Source organism: Desulfomicrobium baculatum DSM 4028 (assembly GCF_000023225.1).
GTDB lineage: Bacteria > Desulfobacterota > Desulfovibrionia > Desulfovibrionales > Desulfomicrobiaceae > Desulfomicrobium > Desulfomicrobium baculatum.
On the sequence record NC_013173.1, the window covers coordinates 2,355,465 to 2,374,716 of the forward strand.

General features: G+C 61.7%; 20 protein-coding genes. 15 read left to right on the forward strand and 5 right to left on the reverse strand.

Features of this window, described 5'->3' with window-relative positions; genetic code table 11:
• Window positions 1-59 precede the first annotated feature (59 nt).
• From DBAC_RS10260 to mnmG, 3 genes are all read left to right on the forward strand, one after another.
• Window positions 60-329, forward strand: a complete 270-nt coding sequence (locus DBAC_RS10260) for a PxxKW family cysteine-rich protein (protein ID WP_015774225.1) — start codon at window positions 60-62, stop codon at window positions 327-329.
• A 111-nt stretch (window positions 330-440) separates the two neighbouring features.
• Entirely contained in the window at window positions 441-1,670 is a 1,230-nt protein-coding gene (locus tag DBAC_RS10265; RefSeq protein ID WP_015774226.1) for a M20 family metallo-hydrolase, read from the forward strand.
• A gap of 4 nt (window positions 1,671-1,674) precedes the next feature.
• A complete protein-coding gene (gene mnmG, locus DBAC_RS10270; RefSeq protein ID WP_015774227.1) occupies window positions 1,675-3,555 on the forward strand; it encodes a tRNA uridine-5-carboxymethylaminomethyl(34) synthesis enzyme MnmG in 1,881 nt (626 codons plus the stop codon).
• Window positions 3,556-3,569: 14 nt separating this feature from the next.
• Here the strand turns inward: mnmG and DBAC_RS10275 are convergent, their stop codons facing one another.
• Together DBAC_RS10275 and DBAC_RS10280 are read right to left on the reverse strand one after the other, a co-directional pair.
• Window positions 3,570-3,992 (reverse strand): VOC family protein, encoded by a 423-nt coding sequence (locus DBAC_RS10275; protein WP_015774228.1) that lies wholly within the window; start codon window positions 3,990-3,992, stop codon window positions 3,570-3,572.
• An 11-nt stretch (window positions 3,993-4,003) separates the two neighbouring features.
• Window positions 4,004-4,327: a hypothetical protein gene (locus tag DBAC_RS10280; protein WP_015774229.1), complete on the reverse strand. Its 324-nt coding sequence runs from the start codon at window positions 4,325-4,327 to the stop codon at window positions 4,004-4,006.
• A 129-nt stretch (window positions 4,328-4,456) separates the two neighbouring features.
• On the opposite strand from DBAC_RS10280, the gene DBAC_RS10285 reads away from it, so the two are divergent.
• Both DBAC_RS10285 and DBAC_RS10290 read left to right on the forward strand, forming a co-directional pair.
• Complete coding sequence (locus DBAC_RS10285; RefSeq protein WP_015774230.1) at window positions 4,457-4,861, forward strand: 4Fe-4S binding protein; 405 nt, start codon at window positions 4,457-4,459, stop codon at window positions 4,859-4,861.
• Window positions 4,858-6,603 carry an aldehyde ferredoxin oxidoreductase N-terminal domain-containing protein gene (locus DBAC_RS10290; RefSeq protein ID WP_015774231.1) on the forward strand — a complete coding sequence of 582 codons (1,746 nt, stop codon included), beginning with the start codon at window positions 4,858-4,860 and terminating at the stop codon, window positions 6,601-6,603. Before DBAC_RS10285 ends, DBAC_RS10290 begins: the two co-directional genes overlap by 4 nt.
• Before the next feature lie 59 nt (window positions 6,604-6,662).
• Here DBAC_RS10290 and thpR read toward each other — a convergent pair whose 3' ends face one another.
• A complete protein-coding gene (gene thpR, locus DBAC_RS10295; protein WP_015774232.1) occupies window positions 6,663-7,217 on the reverse strand; it encodes an RNA 2',3'-cyclic phosphodiesterase in 555 nt (184 codons plus the stop codon).
• Between the two features lie 440 nt (window positions 7,218-7,657).
• The gene (locus DBAC_RS10300) at window positions 7,658-9,133 is read right to left on the reverse strand and encodes a leucyl aminopeptidase (RefSeq protein WP_015774233.1); all 1,476 of its coding nucleotides are present in this window, start codon (window positions 9,131-9,133) and stop codon (window positions 7,658-7,660) included.
• Between the two features lie 132 nt (window positions 9,134-9,265).
• Between DBAC_RS10300 and DBAC_RS10305 the strand changes: the two genes are divergently transcribed.
• The 9 genes from DBAC_RS10305 (at window position 9,266) to DBAC_RS10345 (ending at window position 16,307) form a co-directional block, all read left to right on the forward strand.
• On the forward strand, window positions 9,266-10,786 hold the full coding sequence (locus tag DBAC_RS10305; protein ID WP_015774234.1) for an SDR family oxidoreductase: 1,521 nt from the start codon (window positions 9,266-9,268) through the stop codon (window positions 10,784-10,786).
• Window positions 10,774-11,262, forward strand: coding sequence for a pyridoxamine 5'-phosphate oxidase family protein (locus DBAC_RS10310; RefSeq protein ID WP_015774235.1), 489 nt, complete (start codon window positions 10,774-10,776; stop codon window positions 11,260-11,262). The genes DBAC_RS10305 and DBAC_RS10310 overlap by 13 nt, the downstream gene beginning before the upstream one ends.
• 120 nt (window positions 11,263-11,382) lie before the next feature.
• Window positions 11,383-12,333 carry a YbgA family protein gene (locus DBAC_RS10315; RefSeq protein ID WP_015774236.1) on the forward strand — a complete coding sequence of 317 codons (951 nt, stop codon included), beginning with the start codon at window positions 11,383-11,385 and terminating at the stop codon, window positions 12,331-12,333.
• A 21-nt stretch (window positions 12,334-12,354) separates the two neighbouring features.
• Window positions 12,355-13,329 carry a hypothetical protein gene (locus tag DBAC_RS10320; protein ID WP_015774237.1) on the forward strand — a complete coding sequence of 325 codons (975 nt, stop codon included), beginning with the start codon at window positions 12,355-12,357 and terminating at the stop codon, window positions 13,327-13,329.
• A 9-nt stretch (window positions 13,330-13,338) separates the two neighbouring features.
• Complete coding sequence (locus DBAC_RS10325; RefSeq protein WP_015774238.1) at window positions 13,339-13,830, forward strand: universal stress protein; 492 nt, start codon at window positions 13,339-13,341, stop codon at window positions 13,828-13,830.
• Window positions 13,831-13,847: 17 nt separating this feature from the next.
• On the forward strand, window positions 13,848-14,189 hold the full coding sequence (locus DBAC_RS10330; protein WP_015774239.1) for a phenylpyruvate tautomerase MIF-related protein: 342 nt from the start codon (window positions 13,848-13,850) through the stop codon (window positions 14,187-14,189).
• An 88-nt stretch (window positions 14,190-14,277) separates the two neighbouring features.
• The gene (locus DBAC_RS10335) at window positions 14,278-14,721 is read left to right on the forward strand and encodes a hypothetical protein (RefSeq protein WP_015774240.1); all 444 of its coding nucleotides are present in this window, start codon (window positions 14,278-14,280) and stop codon (window positions 14,719-14,721) included.
• A 48-nt stretch (window positions 14,722-14,769) separates the two neighbouring features.
• Complete coding sequence (locus DBAC_RS10340; RefSeq protein WP_015774241.1) at window positions 14,770-15,366, forward strand: DUF445 domain-containing protein; 597 nt, start codon at window positions 14,770-14,772, stop codon at window positions 15,364-15,366.
• Between the two features lie 230 nt (window positions 15,367-15,596).
• Window positions 15,597-16,307: a superoxide dismutase gene (locus DBAC_RS10345; RefSeq protein ID WP_015774242.1), complete on the forward strand. Its 711-nt coding sequence runs from the start codon at window positions 15,597-15,599 to the stop codon at window positions 16,305-16,307.
• Window positions 16,308-16,389: 82 nt separating this feature from the next.
• Here DBAC_RS10345 and DBAC_RS10350 read toward each other — a convergent pair whose 3' ends face one another.
• The gene (locus tag DBAC_RS10350) at window positions 16,390-16,806 is read right to left on the reverse strand and encodes a secondary thiamine-phosphate synthase enzyme YjbQ (RefSeq protein WP_015774243.1); all 417 of its coding nucleotides are present in this window, start codon (window positions 16,804-16,806) and stop codon (window positions 16,390-16,392) included.
• 256 nt (window positions 16,807-17,062) lie between these two features.
• Between DBAC_RS10350 and DBAC_RS10355 the strand changes: the two genes are divergently transcribed.
• Window positions 17,063-19,216: a malate synthase G gene (locus DBAC_RS10355; RefSeq protein WP_015774244.1), complete on the forward strand. Its 2,154-nt coding sequence runs from the start codon at window positions 17,063-17,065 to the stop codon at window positions 19,214-19,216.
• Window positions 19,217-19,252: the final 36 nt, after the last annotated feature.

The window sequence follows — 19,252 nt, forward strand, 5'->3', positions numbered from 1 at the left end:
GCTATTTTCACCGGCCGAAGACGCGGCAGCATTTCAGGACAAAATTATGGAGGAGCCTCATGGCAGTAGATTTCAGTAACGCCGTTACGACCGACGAAGGCGTTCAGGTCAACGGCGTTGTAATGCACCAGATTGTGGAACAGTGTGAAGGCTGCGAGCGGATCAAGGAATTCGAAGGCGCCAAGTACTGCGGCACCTATCCCCAGCCCGCCGCCAAGTGGAGACTGGGAATCTGCAATTTCTCGACCCACACCAAGACCGCGCCCGGCAAGGGCAAGGCCAAGGTCAACCCGCTCAAGGCATCCAAGCGCGCAGCCAAAGGCCGTTAGAGCCTTTCATCACGGACTACGTACAAGGCAGGACTTTCCTGCCTTTTTTTTCTTCAAAATTCCGGGCACAAGAGACACCACACGTCATCCAGATCCCCGAAGGACGCCACCATGCTCAGCACTGTACTTGAACTCCTGAAAAACAGCCGCGAGGAATTGCTGCGACTGCAGACGGACCTTGTGGCCATCCCCGCCCTCGGGCCGACCAACGCGGGTCAGGGCGAAAAGGCCAAGGTGGAATACCTGGCCGAGTATGCGAGCCGATTCGCAGGCGTCCGGACGGAAATGATCAAAGCTCCGGACGACAGGGTCGAGTGCGGCTACCGGCCCAGCCTGATCGTCAGGCGGCCGGGAAAAAGCCCGCGCACGCTGTGGCTCATCGCCCACACCGACGTCGTGCCCACCGGCGACCTGTCCCTGTGGGAAAGCGATCCGTTCGTGCTGCGCCAGGAGGGCGACCTCATCTATGGGCGGGGCGTGGAAGACAACCACCAGGGCATGGTCAGCGCGCTGCTCCTGCTGCGCGCCCTGGAAACGGTCGCAGCGCGGACTGACCTCTCGTTAGGCATCCTGCTCGCGGCCGACGAAGAGACGGGCAACACGTACGGCATCGAATACATCATGACCCATCACCCGCAGGTCTTCGCGCCAAATGACCTCATCGTCATCCCGGACTTCGGTACTCCGGCAGGGGATGCCATCGAGGTCGCTGAAAAAAGCGTGCTCTGGCTCAGATTCACGGTACAGGGCAGGCAATGCCACGCCTCGACCCCGGAGGCCGGAGTCAATTCCCTGGTCGGCGCTTCGGCGCTGATTCTGGCCCTGGACAGGCTGCACACGGTCTTCGACGCGTGCGATCCGCTTTTCGATCCGCCCATGTCCACCTTTGCGCCGACCAAGATGGAAGCCAACGTCCCCAACGTGAACACCATCCCGGGCCAGGACGTCTTTCATCTCGACTGCCGCGTGCTGCCCTCGTACCCGCTGGAAGAGATCGAGCAGGAGATACGCCTCATCTGCGACAAGGTGGAGGCCGAACGGGGCGTGCGCATCGCCTTTGCGCCCGTGGTCAGGGAGCAGGCCGCCCCGGCTACTCCTGCAGATTGCGAGGCCGCAGAACGACTGACCGCCGTCCTTGAAAAAACACGCGGGCTTGCGGCACGCGCAATCGGCATCGGCGGCGGCACGGTGGCGGCCGCGTTCCGCAAGCGAGGACTTCCCGCCGTGTGCTGGTCCACCCTCATGCATACGGCGCACCAGCCCAACGAACACGCGTCCGTGACGGCCACCCTCGCCGACGCACGGGTGTTTGCCCATCTCCTCTTCGAAGACCAGGCATAAGAACATGATCATCCCAACCGTGCCCGAAACATTCGACATCATTGTCGTGGGCGCCGGCCATGCCGGGTGCGAAGCGGCCATGGCGGCCGCGCACATGGGCATGCAGACGCTCCTCTTGACCATCAACGCCGACCGCATCGGACACCTGTCCTGCAATCCGGCCATCGGCGGCCTGGCCAAGGGCCACATGGTCAAGGAGATCGATGCTTTGGGCGGGATGATGGGCAAATGGGCCGATCAGGCCGGAATCCAGTTCCGCATACTGAACACCCGCAAGGGCCCGGCCGTGCGCTCCAGCCGCGCCCAGATCGACCGGGCCGAATACGTGAAGGTCGTGCAGCAGGACATCTTCACCTGCCCGAACCTCTTCGTGCGCCAGGAGACCGCCGCGTCGCTGACCGTGGAGGACGGACGCGTCACAGGCGTGGTCACCACCCTGGGCGAGACCATCCCCTGCCGGGCGGCGCTTTTGACCACGGGCACCTTCCTGCAGGGCCTCATTCATGTCGGCCTCAACAATTTCAGCGGCGGCCGCTACGGCGATCCGGCCAGCAGCGGCCTCTCGCCCCGGCTGCGCGAACTGGGCTTCGAACTGGGGCGCCTCAAGACCGGCACCGTGCCCCGGCTGCTCAAGTCATCCGTCGACTATTCGGTCATGGAGGAACAGGCCGGCGACAACCCGCCCCGGCCTTTCAGCTTTGACAGCCCCGGCATCAGGCTTCAGCAGCTGCCCTGCTTCGTGACCTACACCACGGAGCGCACCCACGAGATCATCCGCACCGGGTTCGACCGCTCGCCCATGTTCACCGGCGTCATCAAAGGCACCGGGGCGCGCTACTGCCCGTCCATCGAGGACAAGATCGCCCGCTTCCCGGAGAAGGATCGGCACCAGATCTTTGTCGAGCCCGAAGGCCTGACCAGCCACGAGGTCTACCCCAACGGCATCCCCACCAGCCTGCCGCTGGACATCCAAAAGGCTCTCGTCGCGTCCATCCCCGGCCTGGAAAAAGCCCAGATCATCCGGCCGGGCTATGCCATCGAATACGATTACGTCCCCCCGACGCAGCTCAGACCCACCCTGGAGAGCAAGCTCGTGCGCGGGCTGTACATGGCCGGGCAGATCAACGGCACCTCCGGCTATGAGGAAGCGGCCGGGCAGGGCCTGTGGGCGGCCATCAACGCGGTCCTCGCCCTGCGCGGCGAGCCGGAGCTGATCCTGACCCGCAGCCAGGCCTACATCGCAGTCCTCGTGGACGATCTGGTCACCAAAGGCACGCTCGAACCCTACCGCATGTTCACCTCCAGGGCCGAACACCGCCTTCTGCTGCGCGAGGACAACGCCGACGAGCGCCTGACCGCGATCGGCCGCGACCTGGGTCTGGTCGATGACAGCCGCTGGCAGCGATTCACCCGCAAACAGACCGCCGTGAATGAGATCATGGCCGGAATGGAAGCGCTGCGCGTGCGCCCCGATGCCGCGACCAGAAACCTGGTCGAGGCCATGGGCGGCACCATCCCGCAAAAGGCCGTCAGCCTCAAAGAGCTGCTGCGGCAGCCGGAGCTGACCATCGACATGCTCACGCCGCTGTGGCCGGAGCTTGAAAATTTTGACGGGGAAGCATTGGAAGAGGCAGAAATCAAGACCAAATACGAAGGCTATCTGCGGCGCCAGCAGGAATTGGTGGATCGTTTCGAGAAGATGGAGCAGACCACGCTGCCCGAAGACATGAACTATACGGGCATCCCCGGCCTCTCCCGCGAAGTCGTGGAAAAACTGACCCGCGTCCAGCCCCGCACCCTGGGCCAGGCCGGACGCATTTCCGGGATCACGCCCGCGGCTTTGTCCTGCCTGGAAATTCAGCTCAAAAAAATCGGCCGGCTCTGATCAGGGCCGGTCTTTCAGCCCTGCGCGGTGGTATCGGGCGGCCCAACCCAGAAAAAGGGGTTGCAGGCCACTTCCCACAAAAATCCGTCAGGATCGCGAAAATATCCGGAATACCCACCCCAGAAAACCTTCTGCCCCGGCTTGACCAGTTCGGCGCCCGCAGCCACGGCCTGGGCCAGCACGGCATCGACCTCGGCTTCGCTGGCAACATTGTGGGCCAGGGCAAATCCGGGAAAACCTCCACCCTCAGGCGATACGGTGGCATCCTCAGCCAGCGCTTCCCGCCCGTAAAGCCCCAGCCACGTGCCGTTCAAGGTGAAAAACGCAACTTGCGGGTCTTCGCCCATCAGCGGGAAACCCAGTCCGTCCCGATAAAACGCCTTGGACCGTTCGAGGTCCGCCACTCCAAGTGTGATCATGCTGACGCGCGGCTGCATGGATTTCTCCTTCATGAAGTTTCGTCGCCCAATTCCGAAGCGCAGTGAGCGAAAGACGGCACATAAAACCCGTCCACCAGCTCCTGCGCCAGGGCTTCGAGCCGCTCCACGAAATCGTCGTCCAGGACCGACTCCAGGGTTTCATCCGAGGGCATGACGTCTTCCGCCGGCCCCCGCACCTTCAAGAGGATGACCCGGCCGTTGCTCATGACCTCGTAGCCCACGACTTTGGCCAGGCCGCGACCATGCAGTTCACTGACACGATTCTGAATAATCTCGAAAAGTTCCAGTCCCGTATCGGGTCTGGTCACGATGGAAAAAACACGTTCCGCCACGTTCACCTCCTGTGCAGCCTCCCGCTTTCATGTTTATCCAGGCTTGTAAACCATTTGCCCAGCCCTTCACAATCGCGCAAAAGACACATACCCTTATTTTTTTCGAACCACATTCATGGGAAAGCACTTATGAAACAACTCGTCGCGACCCGCATGGACCGATGCATCGGCTGCCATTCATGCTCCCTGGCCTGCGCCCGCGCGGTCCACAAATGCCTGTCCTGGGAAAATGCCGGCATCCGCATCCTGTCCTCCGGCGGCCTGTCCACCGGCTTTCTGGCCAAGGTCTGTCTGGCTTGCAACCCTGCCCCCTGCGCGGCGGCCTGCCCCACGGGCAGCCTCAAGCAGCGAAAAGGAGGCGGGGTCATCCAGCAGAAGAAGCTCTGCATCCAGTGCGGCAAATGCGTGGCCGCCTGCCCGGTGGACGCCATCGCCCAGGACCGCCAAGGCAATCCATATGTCTGCATCCATTGCGGCAACTGCGTGGGCTTCTGTCCTCACGACTGTCTGGAAATGCAGGAGGTGGAAGCATGATCTCAAGCACCTTCAAAATACTGGAAGTGAACCTGTCCTCGGGCCGCTCCACCATCCGCAGCCTGCCCGGCGTCGCCACGTATCTCGGCGGATCGGGTCTGGCCGCGAAGCTTCATCTCGATTACGCCAAGCCCGAGCTGGCCTGGGATGATCCACTGCAACCCCTGATTTTTTGCATCGGCCCCCTGACTGGATTTTTTCCGCTCATGAGCAAGACCGTCTGCGCCTTCACATCGCCCCTGCACGGCCAGTACGCCGAGTCCCACGCCGGAGGCCGCAGCGCCCTGGCGCTGCGCTTTGCGGGCCTCGATGCACTGGTCATCATCGGCCGCTCCGAGCGTCCCATGGTCCTGCATCTGGGCGCCAATGTCATCGAGTTCATGGACGCGGGCTACTTGTGGGGCAAGGACGCCCTGACCACTGGCAAGCTGCTGCGACGTATCCTCAAGGGCTCCGGCCACCGGACCATCATGCGCATCGGCGTGGCTGGCGAGAACAAATCGGCCATGGCCTGCATCAACGTCGACACCTACCGCCATTTCGGCCGCCTCGGCGGCGGCGCGGTCATGGGCGCCAAGAACGTCAAGGCCATCGCCATCGAAGGCAACGGCTCCCAGGGCCTGCCCGAGGGCAAGGACTACGGCGCGCTGTACGACGACATCTACCGCAAACTCACCGACACGGACATGATGCGCAAGTACCACAACCTGGGCACGGCCTCGAATCTGGAGGCGCTCAATGAACTCAAAGCCCTGCCCTGGCGCAACCTGCAGGCCACCTCGGACCCGGGCATCGAGGGCATCACGGGCGAACGCTTCGCCGACGACACCTTGTTGCGCAATGCGGCCTGTTCGGGATGTCCGGTGGGATGCATCCATATCGGATTCGTGCGCGAGAAGTTCGACAAGGACAACCAGTACCTCTACAGGCAGGTCGGTTACGACTACGAGCCCATCTTCGCCACCGGCTCCATGCTCGGCCTGACCCATGCCCCGGAAGTGCTCACGGTCATGGACGAAGTGGAGAAGGCCGGACTCGACGTCATGAGCGGCGGCGTGGCGCTGGCCTGGGCCACGGAGGCGCTGGAAAAAGGAGTGGTCACGGCGGAACAGACCGGGATCGAACTGCGCTTCGGCGATGTCCAGGGGTATCTGAAAGCCGTGCACCTGCTAGCCGGGGCGGCCAGCGAGTTCTGGAAACTCCTCGCGGCCGGGACCATGGTCGCGGCCAAACATTACGGAGGCGAGGATTTCGCCTGTGTCCTGGGCCAGGAAATGGCCGGGTACGCCACGGGCGAGGTCTTCTACGTGTCCCAGTCCCTGGGCCTTCGGCACTCGCACCTGGACACCGGGGCCTACAGCTACGACCAGTCGAACGCGCCCAAGGACGTGGACAAGGCCCTGGCCTTTCTGCTGGAGGACGAGCGCGAGCGGGTGGTCCTGACCTCCATGGTGGCCTGCCTCTTCGCCCGCAAGGTCTATGAGCCGGACACGCTGCGCCAGTGCCTGACGGTGCTCGGCGGACGCGAACTGGCCGACAACCTTGACGACGCGGCGGCCTCCATCCAGAAACTGCGTTGGCAGGCCCGGATGGCGGGCGGCTTCGACCCCATGGCCGTGAAAATTCCCAAACGCTTTCTGGAGGTCACCACCTGGAAGGGTCAGGCTGACCCAGAATACCTTGAAAGCTTGCGCCTGGCCTATGCCACGGCCATCATCGAGATGAGCAAGCTCCCGCAATAGACCGCATTCAACGACAAGGCGCAGGCCGGGGAAAATGTCCCCCGACCTGCGCCTTGCGCTCATTTCTCCAGTCCCACTTCCGCCACTCTTCGATACTCCGGCCCGGAGGACTTCAGGATGCTCTGCCAGAGCACGACATGACTCACCGTGAACGCAGGCCAATCCCTCTTCAAATCTACGAGCAGACCGGACCAATCGTCGCTTCGCATGGCGGCCTTGACCCGGGCCACGGTCAGGTGCGCGGCAAAGGGTTTCGACTCGGCCACAAACCCGGCCTGAGCCAATCCTCCATCAAGTTCCTCAAAATACGCCGCGCACTCCTCGCGCCCCTGGCGCAAACCGACCCAGATCACACGCGGCGCGCCTTTGGGAGGAAAAAAACCGCCCGCGCCCCCCTGCATCTCAAAACTTCCCCGAGCCGCCTCCCGCATCGCCTGGACAATGGCCACAACCCTATCCTCATCCACTTCGCCCAGAAACTTGAGCGTCACATGAGCCAGATCCGGCCGCACCCACGACATCTTCGAAGTCAGACGCTTTTTCCACGCCTCTTGAATCCTGCCAATGATTTGCGCGTACTCGCCGGGAAGGGGGATGCCTATGAAGAGACGCATGGATACCGCTCCGATAGATTTTCTTCACGCCGCCGAAAAGACATGGATCCCCGCCTGCGCGGGGATGACGCGGAGACGGAACGACTGGGATTCATTAGGAACGGACAAATGACAGGTGTGACTGCGCTCTTTCCATTTCCCCTTCCGCGCTGTCGCCAAGCGTGGGCGGGGTTGGGCGGAGACGGTGCGTCGACTGTCTGACCGAGCCAGGCATCGTTTGTTTCCCCGCTGCTGGTCCGCCCAAAGCGCATGCCGATGTTCTCTGCACGCAGCGGGGAAACATTACGAGGCCAGCGAGGGAGTTTCGACGCTCCGTCTCCGTCCAACCCTGGCCACGCGTCCACCGACCAATCGCCAACTCCAAAACTGACTCCAACTCCGGTTCCGGCCAGCCCCGACCACGCGCCCGGCCAAGCGCCAACTCAATTCACACTCGCGCCTTAAAACGCCGTCTCCCCCTCCTGCCCGGCATACGCGTCAACCAGCTCCCACAGGGTCCGCACGCCGAACCCGGTCCCGCCGGGTCTGAAGATGGACGCATTCTCATCGGTCCAGGCCGGCCCCGCTATGTCCAGATGGGCCCAGTCCACTCCTTCGGGCACGAAATTCTTCAAAAACATGGCCGCATAGATCGCCCCGCCCTCGCGCGTGGCGATGTTCTTCAGATCCGCCACTTCACCCTTCAGCGGCACGCCGTACTCCTTCCACAGCGGCATGGGCCAGAACCTTTCGCCCACCCGGCTGCCGCTTTCGCGGATGCGCTGGTCCAGCTCCGCCGTGGTGGAGAAAACCGCGGCGACCTTGGTGCCCAGGGCCACGAGGCACGCCCCGGTCAGGGTGGCCAGATCGACCAGGATCTCGGGCTCAAAGCGCTCGCTGTAGGCCAGGGCGTCGGCCAGGATGAGGCGGCCCTCGGCGTCGGTGTTCAGGATCTCGATGGTTTTGCCGTTCATGGCCGTGACCACGTCGCCGGGTTTGGTGGCCCTGCTGCCCGGCACGTTCTCCGTGCATGGCAAGAGCCCGACGACGCGCCGCCCTCCTCCCCCGGCCTGGCCCAGGGTCTTGAACAGCCCCAGGATGGCGGCGGCCCCGGCCATGTCCCCTTTCATTTCATGCATCTTGGCGGAAGGCTTGAGCGAGATGCCGCCCGTGTCGAAGGTCACGCCCTTGCCCACAAAGACCAGTGGCTTCGCATCGCTGCCCGGCATCGAATCGAGCACGATGAACCGGGCGGGGGTGTCGCTGCCGCGAAAAACCGAGGCAAAGGAGCCCATGCCCATGCCCACGATCTCCTCGGGGCCATAGACCTGCACGCCAAACCCGAATTTTTCAGCCAGATCACGGGCAACCCCTGCCAGATATTCGGGTGTGGCCACGTTGGCCGGGGTGTTGACCAGATCTCGGGCCAGGGCGGCTCCATCCGCCACAGCCAGGGCCCGGGCCACTTTTGCCTCCATGTCCGCCTCGCCGCTCCAGACCGCCAGGCTCGCAGGACAGTCCTCTTCGCCGGGGTCGGATTTGAAGGCGACGAAACGATAACTGGCCAGCCGCGCGGCCACAACGCATTCCAGCGTCAGGTCGTCGGCCAGCTCCAGCCGATCCAGATGGTCGGAAGCCACCGCCAGGGAGGCAATCTCCTGGCTGGCCGCGGCCCGCACAGCCGTGCCCACGGCAGCGCGAAATCCTTCCAGATCAAGATCGTCCGCCTTGCCAAGGCCCACCAGCAGGCAGGTTCCGCCCGCTGCGGAGCACAGTCTGGTCCGCCCGGCCTTGCCCGAAAAAGAAATCTCCGGATCAAGCCCGACACGTCGTGCGCGATCCTGATCCGCTTTGTCCCACCCCTTTCCTTCGAAACGAAACATGAGCAGCACGGCATCTTTCAACTCGCCACCATCCCGAAATACATGTATATTCACGGCAACCTCGTCAGTATGAAATATTTGAATGCTTTCCCGAAGCAATAGGTCTCTTGAGAACGAGAGTAAAGACGGTTGCCAGACGCCGCAAAGGAACTATCTGTAACTTCAAATATTATCAGGAGTTGAAGCATGGAACAGAACCGGACTGTCGCCGTCCTCGGGGCCACGGGTTACATCGGAGGCCGTCTGGTTGCAGCGCTGCTGGAGCGCGGCTGGAATGTACGCGCTGTGGGCCGCAATCCGGAAAAGCTGCGCTGCAGGCCTTTCGCCGCCCATCCGAACGTGGAGCTGGTCCAGGCCGACGCCCTGGATCAGCCGGCGCTGACCGACGCCCTGCGCGGATGTCACGCGGCATACTATCTGGTCCATTCCATGTATCCCGGCGTGAAGAATTTTGAGGATCGCGACAAGCGAGCCGCCATGATCATGCGTGATGCGGCCCGGGAAGCCGGTCTTGAGCGAATCCTGTATCTGGGAGGGCTTGGCGACACGGACAAGGATTTGAGCGAACATCTCAAATCGCGCATGGAAGTCGGCGAGATTCTCGGCAGCGGGCCGGTCCCCCTGACCTGGCTGCGGGCGGCCATGATCATCGGTTCGGGCAGCGCGTCCTTTGAAATCCTGCGCTACCTGGTGGACCGCCTGCCGCTCATGATCACCCCGGCCTGGGTCAAGTCCCTGTGCCAGCCCATCGCCGTGACCAATGTGCTCGAATACCTGGTCGGCTGCCTGGAACATCCCGAGACCTCCGGCCGCACCATGGACATCGGCGGCCCGGACATCCTCAGCTACCGCGATCTTTTCGACATCTATGCCCGCGTGGCCGGACTACGGCCGCGCATCATCATCCCGGTGCCGGTACTGACGCCGAGGCTCTCCTCCTACTGGATCCAGATGGTCACCCCGGTCCCATCCAGCCTGTCGCGCCCCCTGGCCGAAGGACTGCGTAACAAGGTCGTATGCCGGGAAAACAGCATCCGGGAGCTTGTTCCGACCCGCCTACTCGGCTGCGAAGAGGCCATCACGAGGGCCCTGGACCGCACGGTTCGGCACGAGGTGGAAACCTGCTGGTCCGACGCGGGCCTGCAGCGCGTACCGGAATGGATAGACTGCGGCGACGCACCCTACGCCGGAGGCACGGTGCTGGAATCGGCGCACACCCTGACCCTGGCCGCCACCCCGGCCCAGGTCTGGAATGTGATCGTCCGCCTCGGCGGGGACGAGGGCTGGCTGCATGGGAACTGGATGTGGAAAATCCGCGGAGTGGCCGACAAACTCATCGGCGGCCCAGGCCTGCGTCGCGGGCGGCGTGATCCCGAAGAACTGCGCGTCGGTGACGCCCTGGACTTCTGGCGGGTGCTGGTCGTCGAGGAAAATCGCCGCCTGCGCCTGCTGGCCGAAATGAAACTGCCGGGCGAAGCGCTGCTCCAGTTCGATATTGATGAAGAGGACCCAGGCCGCACCAGATTGACCCTGCGCGCCCGTTTCCTGCCCCGGGGATTGTGGGGCATGATCTACTGGTATCCGCTCATACCTGTGCACGGCCCGCTCTTCCGGGGCATGCTCACGGCTCTGGCCCGCAAGATTGGAGGAAAAATTCTTTTCGGACCCGTCACCCCACCCAAGGAGGGCTCGCAATGCCGACTCTGATGACACAACCAAACTTTGTAGAAACCACCATAGCCGAACCCGAGATCCGCGAAACCCTGGAGAACATCCTGGGAGAACAACGCTCCGGAGTCCTGGCCACCTCCTTCATGGACATACCGCTGTGCAGCCAGATGGCTTTCGTGACTTCGCATGACTTGCGGACCATTATCATCGTCACGCCACGGAAGACCGCGAAATACGACAACATGAGCTCCAATCCCAACGTGTCCTTCCTGGTCAGCACGGCCCGCAACGATCCGTCCGATCCGGCCAGCGCCCAGGCCCTGACGGTGACTGCGTTCGCCACCGAGCTCGACGGAGAACGCAGACACAAGGCGGTGACTCTTTTTTCAAGGAAGCATCCGAATTTGAGCGCCTTTGCGGCCGCATCCGACAGCGCGGTCATGGAGCTTAAAGTGGACAGCTACTGCCTGGTCAACAACTTCCAGCAGCTGACCCGCATCGGACTTGGATGACGACGCTGGTAAACATTCCCTGATCCTGGACACCAAGGCCATAATCAGGGAATATTTCAAGAAACAAACCAGAACCGACGCATGCAGCCAAGGGTTTGCTGCCTAGGCAAGGAGAATATCATGAACCGACCCATCCGGCTGGGTGTCAGCCGTTGCCTGCTCGGGGACAAGGTCCGTTACGACGGGGGGCACAAGCACGACCCCTTTCTGACCAAGACCCTGGGCGAATATGTGGAATACGTCCCGGTCTGTCCGGAGGTGGAATGCGGTTTGCCCATTCCGCGAGAAGCCCTGCGTCTGGTGGGTGATCCGGATTCCCCGCGCCTTCTGACCCAAAAAACCCGCGTCGACCACACCAAGCGCATGCAGGACTGGGCCGCGGGTCGTCTGGCCGAGCTGGAAAACGAAAACCTGTGCGGCTTCATCTTCAAGAGTAAATCCCCGTCCAGCGGCATGGAACGGGTCAAAGTCTATTCGGAATCGGGCAACCTTGCCGGCCAGTCCGTGGGCATCTTCGCGCGCATGTTCATGGAGCGCTTTCCCCTTCTGCCCGTGGAGGAGGAGGGCCGCCTGCACGACGTGCACCTGCGCGAAAATTTCATCGACCGCATCTTCGTGCTCCGCCGCTACCGCGATACGCTCAAAGGCGGTCAGAACCTCGGCAACCTGATCACCTTCCATACGCGGCACAAACTCCAGATCCTGGCCCACAGCCCCGAAATCTATCGGGCCATGGGCAGGCTGGTGGCGAGCGGCAAGTCCATGCCCAAGGAGCAGCTTTTCAAAAACTACCACGAACATCTCATGACCGCGATGCGCATGAAGGCCACTCCGCCTAAACACCGCAACGTGCTGCAGCACATCATGGGCTACTTCAAGAACGATCTGCTCCCGGATGAAAAGCAGGAACTGCTCGACCTGATCAACCAGTACGCGCGCGGCGTGCTGCCACTCATTGTTCCCGTGACCCTGCTCAACCACTATGTGCTCAAATACGAGGAATTCTACCTGCAGAACCAGACGTATCTCAGGCCTCACCCCCTTGAACTCAAGTTGTGCAACCACGCCTAGGGCACGCCGCAGGAGACGCGCATGACGAACGCTTATGAGGTCATCAGCCGCTTCGACCCGGACTTCCCGCGCAAGCGGGCCGGACAGCTGCTCACCGACACCTCGGAATTCATGAACATCAGTTACGGCGATGTGATCGATCTGAATGGGAAATATTTCCTGGTGCTGCGGGACGAAAAAGAGCGCAGCTTCGGCGTGGAAGATCCCAAATATTGGGTCAAGCGATGCCGGGAGCTGTCCACGGGAGAACGAAAGATCCTGAAGCTGGTTTTTTACGAGCGCTTCCCCGTCTCCATGGGCAGCATGGAGATCGAGTGCTTTCGCAGCCCGCGCAAGGAGGCGCGCATCCTGGACCTGGTCAAGGGAGACATGCGCTTTATGCAGGGCTACTCCCACGATGATGCGGCCGGGAACAACGTGCGCGTCCTCGACGTGGTCAAGGGCAATCTGCTCTCCCTGCACATCGACCGCCTGGAGGCCGATCATAAAACCTATTTTTTTGAAATGCTGCCCGATATTCTGGATAAATTCGCCGCAGCCTGCCGGGCCATCGAATTCCTGCACAAAAATGGCGAGAACCATGGCGATATCCGCCGCGATCACCTCTGGCTGGAACAGGGCACGGACAACTATGTCTGGATTGATTTCGACTACACCTACGAGTTCCAGGAAAACCCCTTCGGCCTGGACATCTTTGGCCTCGGCAACCTGCTTTTGTTCCTGGTCGGCAAGAAATTCTGCACCACCTTCAACATCCCTCGCCCGGATTTTGACGGCAAGGCGGATGTTTCCTTTGAAGCGGCGGATTTTTCCCTGCTTTTCAGGAACCGCCTGGCCAACCTGCGCAAGGTATACCCCTATGTGCCCCATGCGTTGAACAACGTGCTCATGCACTTTTCCTCCGCCTCTGAGGTGTTCTATTTCACTGTCGGAGAAATGCTTGAAGACCTTACGCCCTGCATCGACGAAATTCGTCGCGGGCGACTCAACACGTAAGGAGAAATCATGGACCCGAAAAAAATTCTCATTGCCGTGGATGCTTCGGACAACGCAGCCCGCGCCGTGACCTATGTCGCCGAACTGCTGGGAGCCAGCACGGGCTTTCTGATAACGGTCCTGTATATCGAACGCCCGCCCAATCGCGACCTGTATCCCGACGAGGCCTCCTGGGTCGAGGCGGGTCAAACCCAGGAGCTGCGCATCCGCACCTTCCTGCAGCAGGCCAAGTCCAACCTGACCGGGCAGGGCATTCCGCCGGACGCGGTAACCATCTCCTACGTTCCGCATTGCCAATCCCCGGTGAATCCGGCGGCGCAGCAGTGCAGCATCGGCACGTCCATTGCCCGCGACATCCTGCAGGTGCAGCAGCAGGGCGATTTCGGGACCCTGGTCATCGGTCGCCGGGGAGTGTCCCGCGCGGAAGAGTTTCTTTTCGGCAGCGTGACCACCAAGGTCACCCATCTGGCCAAAGACTGCACCGTCTGGGTGGTGCAATAATTCATACGGAGGAAAACATGCCCTGCCTTGAACTTACGACCAACGTGCGCGTTCAGGACAAGAACACGCTCATGCGCTCTCTCTCCGCCTGCGTCTGCACGGAGCTTTGCAAGGCCGAAACCTATATGATGGTCATGGTCAAGGACGAGATGCCCATGCTGTTCGGAGGCAACGACGAACCCGTGGCCCACATGAGCCTGCGCGCCCTGGGCCTCAAAGATGACCTGATCCGGAAACTTGCCGGCGCGCTGACGGAGATGATGCACACGGAACTGGGCATTGAAAGCCAGCGCGTCTATATCGCCTTCACGGACGTGGACCCCGGCATGTGGGCCTGGGACGGCCGCACCTTCGCCTGACCCGGCGTCTTGCCTGCTGCGGGAGCCTCGTGTAAAGGAGCCGGGCGTCGGGACGACTTCGTCCCGGCACCATCCAAACGAGGTATCCATGACAGAAAAGAACTACGCCCAGAGCATCGCCGGCGACCTGTTCCACATGATCGAGTCCGCCCGGGAACAAGGGGTGAACGTGGACGCGGGCTTTCGCAACCAGGCCATGTCCAGTCCGAGCATGACCCTGACCTACATGTTCCTGACCAAGAACGACCTGCTGAAAGTCCCGGCTCTGCCCGCCCAGGTCAAGCAGCAGGTCCGCCGCTCCAACGCCATGGCCGTCATCGAGCTGGCGAACGCCAAAGGCGTGAAGCAGACTGCGGGCATCCACCTGATCTGGTCCAGCGCCACGGCCTGCTCCAAGATCGAGTCCGAGGCCCAGATGCTGGAAGGCATCCAGATTCAGGGACTGGCGGCCTTCACCGCCCAGATCAAGAGCACGCTCAGAAACGATATTCCACGCACCATGGACCAGCAGGTTCCGGCCGACGCAAAGTAGGGACGCGGCCCGTCCCGCTGGATTCGCATTCGCCTTCCGGAGATTTTCATGCTTTTGAAACTGTGCTTTTCGACGCTGATCTGCGCCTTTATCGGCTGGATCACCAATTTCATCGCCATCAAGATGCTCTTCCATCCGCGCCGCCCGGTGCAGATCGGCAGCCTGACGGTGCAGGGCATTTTCCCCAAACGCCAGAAGGCGCTGGCCATGAACCTGGCGGCAGTAATCGAAGGCGAACTGCTGTCCCACGACGACATCCAAAGCGCCATGCGGCGGCCGGAATTCGCGGCCAAAATCAAGGACAAGATCGAGGATGGATTCGCCGAGTTCCTGTCCAAACGCCTCGGGACCCTCAGCCCCATGATCGCCATGTTTCTGGACGGCCCCATGATGGACAAGATCAAGGGGCTGCTGGACAAGGAACTGGACCGCATTGTGCCGGGCTTGCTTGAAACCGCCACCAATGAACTGGAAACGTCCCTGGATTTCAGGAAGCTCATCCAGGACAAGATCGAAAACCTCTCCATGGAACGGCTTGAGGTCTTGCTCATGTCCATCATGTCCAAGGAGTTCAGGTTCATCGAAGTGGTGGGAGCGGTGCTCGGCGCCATGATCGGGCTGATCCAGGGGCTGATTTTTTTCTAATCCCGCTCCCTTGCCCGCCCTGCAATGGCCGCCTCGCGCGGCCATTCGCATTTCAAAGCCCCTCCGCCTGGTTTCCCCCGACATGAATTTCAATCCCGCTTGCCTTGAACCGAGAAAACGCGATACGGACAACGGCAGATATCCCGTGAACTCGTGCCCGGCAGCGCTGCCCACGGCATCCGAAATTCACTTGCTTTGTCCGAAAACGTCATCACATCCGAGGTACAACCATGAACAACTCCCTTCCGGAACCATCGCGGGGCTTGAGCCGCCGAAAATTTCTGGCCGCCACGTCCAGCGCCGCCCTCCTCTTCACCCTGGGCGGCCTGCGCGGCCTCGCCTGGTCCGCGCCCATCGAAATCGCCGCCCTGCCCTACGCGGAAAATGCCCTTGAGCCCGTCATTTCAGCCAAGACCATCGGCTTTCATTACGGCAAGCACCACATGGGCTACCTAGGCAACCTGAACAAGCTCATCGCCGGCAGCGAATACGCCGACATGCCGCTGGAAAAGATCATCACCGAAACCAGCGGCAAAGCGGACAAGATCGCCATCTTCAACAACGCCGCCCAGACCTGGAACCACTCCTTCTACTGGCAGAGCCTCTCCCCCAAGGGCGGAGGAACGCCGCCCGCCGATCTGCAAAACAGGATCAAGGACTCCTTCGGTGACCTGGACACCTGTCTGAAGGATCTGAGCGCCGCCGCAGTCGGGCGTTTCGCCAGCGGATGGGCCTGGCTGGTGGCCGATGGCGACGAGCTCAAGGTCATGAACACCATGAACGCGGACACGCCCATCACCAGCGGCCTGAAACCCCTCTTGACCATCGACGTCTGGGAACACGCCTATTACCTGGACTACCAGAACCGCCGCGCCGACTACGTCAAAGCCGTGCTGGAGAAGCTGATCAACTGGGAGTTCGCGGCCAAGAACCTGGGCTGATTTTCATCCGCCGCAAACCACATAACGCCTTCCGCATCACCAATGTGGAAGGCGTTATGTGCTGCGTAAGGGCAATGCGGCCTCATTCCCCGATAATCTTGACCAGCACCCGCTTTTTCCTGCGCCCGTCGAACTCTCCGTAGAATATCCGCTCCCAGGTTCCGAAATCGAGCCGCCCCCCGGTCACGGCCACGACCACCTCGCGGCCCATGATCTGGCGTTTCATGTGCGCGTCGGCGTTGTCCTCGCCCACGTTGTGGCGATACCCGGCGACGGGTTCGTGGGGTGCCAGCTTCTCCAGCCACTTTTCGTAGTCATGATGCAGGCCGGACTCGTCATCGTTGATAAAGACCGAGGCGGTGATGTGCATGGCGTTGACAAGCACAAGACCTTCCCTGATTCCGCTCTCGTCCAGACATTTTTCGACCTCGCCGGTGATATTGATAAAGGCCCGACGGGTCGGCACCTGAAACCAGAGCTCCTGGCGATAACTCTTCATGCATTCCTCCGTTCTATTTGGTTGTGCGTGATCGTTCTCTAGTCGTCGCTCACTCCCGGTTCAAGGACAGCCTGAGCACACGTCCTCCTCATGTCGGTCCGGGCGCAGCGTAGCGGCGTTACGACCCAACTGCCCGGGAATATGAGCTTCGCTTTCAAGGGGAGACGACCAAAGATTGTACGTACTGGGCGTTGACCCAAAGCCTGCGCCCTGATATTGGTAGGACCAATTTCCATTCCAACCATAGGAGCAGCCCATGACTTATATCCCTGTCGGCGGATTGAACGTCGCAAAGCCCCTTCATGATCTGATACGCGATAAAGCCACGCCCGGAACCGGCGTGACGGACACGGATTTTTGGGCCGCCTTTGAAAAAATTCTGCACGACCTGTCCCCGCGCAACCGCGAACTGCTGGCCAAGCGCCAGTATCTGCAGGAAACCATCGATTCGTGGCACAAGCGGCACAAAGACGGACCACATGACGCCGTCGCCTACGAGCAGCTCCTGCGCGAGATCGGCTACATCGTGCCGGAGGGCCTGCCCTTCTCCATCGGGACCAGCGGCGTGGACCCGGAAATATCATCCATCGCCGGGCCACAACTCGTCGTCCCGGCCACCAACGCCCGCTACGCCTTGAACGCGGCCAATGCCCGCTGGGGCAGCCTGTACGACGCCCTGTACGGAACGGACGTGCTCTCCGAAGAAGGCGGCGCGACACGGGAGGGAGCGTACAACCCTGTGCGCGGGACCAAGGTCATGGAATTCGCGGCCCGTTTCCTGGACAAAGCCCTGCCCCTGGCCCGAGGCAGCCACGGTGATGTCCAGGAGTACCGGTTGGTGCCCACAGGCAAAGGCGCCACGATGGAGATTCATTTGCAGGACGGCCTGACCGCGCTGCAAAACCCGGAGGCTTTCGCCGGATTCGCGCCCGATGTCCTGCTTTTCAAAAACAACGGACTGCACATCGAACTGCATTTCGACCGCAATCATCCCGTGGGCAAGGCCCATCCCGCAGGCGTCAAGGACGTGGTGCTGGAAGCGGCCATGACCACTATCGTCGACTTCGAGGACTCCATCGCCGCCGTTGACGGCGAGGACAAGGCCCAGACGTATGCCAACTGGCTGGGCCTGCTGCGCGGCGACTTGTTGGCGTCCTTTCCCAAGGGCGGCAAAACCGTCAGTCGCAGCCTCAGTCCCGACCGCGCCTACACCGCTCCCGACGGCTCGCCCCTGACCCTGCCCGGACGCAGCCTGCTGTTGGTGCGCAACGTTGGCCATCTCATGACCACGAACGCGGTCCTGCTCGGCTCCGACGAAGTCCAGGAAGGCATCCTTGACGCCATGGTCACCGGCCTTATCGCCCTGCACGACCTCAAGGAGCTCGGATCCCTGCGCAACAGCCGCTCCGGCAGCGTGTATATCGTCAAACCCAAGATGCATGGCCCCGAAGAAGTCGCCTTCGCCTGCGACCTGTTTGACCGCGTGGAAGACGCGCTGGGCATGCCCCGCCACACCATGAAAATCGGAATCATGGACGAGGAGCGCAGGACATCGGTCAATCTGGCGGAATGCATCCGCGCGGCCAAGGACCGGGTCATCTTCATCAACACGGGTTTTCTGGATCGCACCGGCGATGAAATCCACACCAGCATGGAAGCCGGTCCCATGGTGCCCAAGGCGGCCATGAAGAACGCCCGCTGGATTCTGTCCTACGAGGATTGGAACGTTGACACGGGCCTGGCCTGCGGGTTTTCCGGCAAGGCCCAGATCGGCAAGGGCATGTGGGCCATGCCGGACCGTATGAAACAGATGGTCGAAACCAAGCAGGCGCATCCCCTGGCCGGAGCCAACTGCGCCTGGGTTCCGTCCCCCACGGCCGCGACCCTGCACGCCATGCACTACCATGAAGTGGATGTCTTTGCCCGTCAGGCGGAACTGCAGCGCACCAAGAGGGCCAGCCTGAACGAGCTTCTGACCCTGCCCCTGCTTGACCATCCCTTGTCCACGGAGGAGATCCAGCGTGAACTGGACAACAACTGCCAGGGCATCCTGGGCTACGTGGTACGCTGGATCGACCAGGGCATCGGCTGCTCCAAGGTGCCGGACATAACCGACGTGGGGCTCATGGAAGACCGCGCCACCCTGCGCATCTCCAGCCAATACATCGCCAACTGGCTGCACCATGGCCTGTGCAGCCTGGAACAGGTCCGCGCCACCCTGGAACGCATGGCCGCCGTGGTCGACAGGCAGAACCAAGGCGACCCGGCCTACCGCCCCATGGCCCCCGACTTCGATGCCAGCATAGCCTTTGAGGCCGCCAGCGACCTGATCTTCAAAGGCCGCGAGCAGCCGAGCGGGTATACGGAACCCATCCTGCACGCCAGAAGAAGGGAACGCAAAGCCAAATAACCAAACGGGCGGCATGGCGAATCACCGCCATGCCGC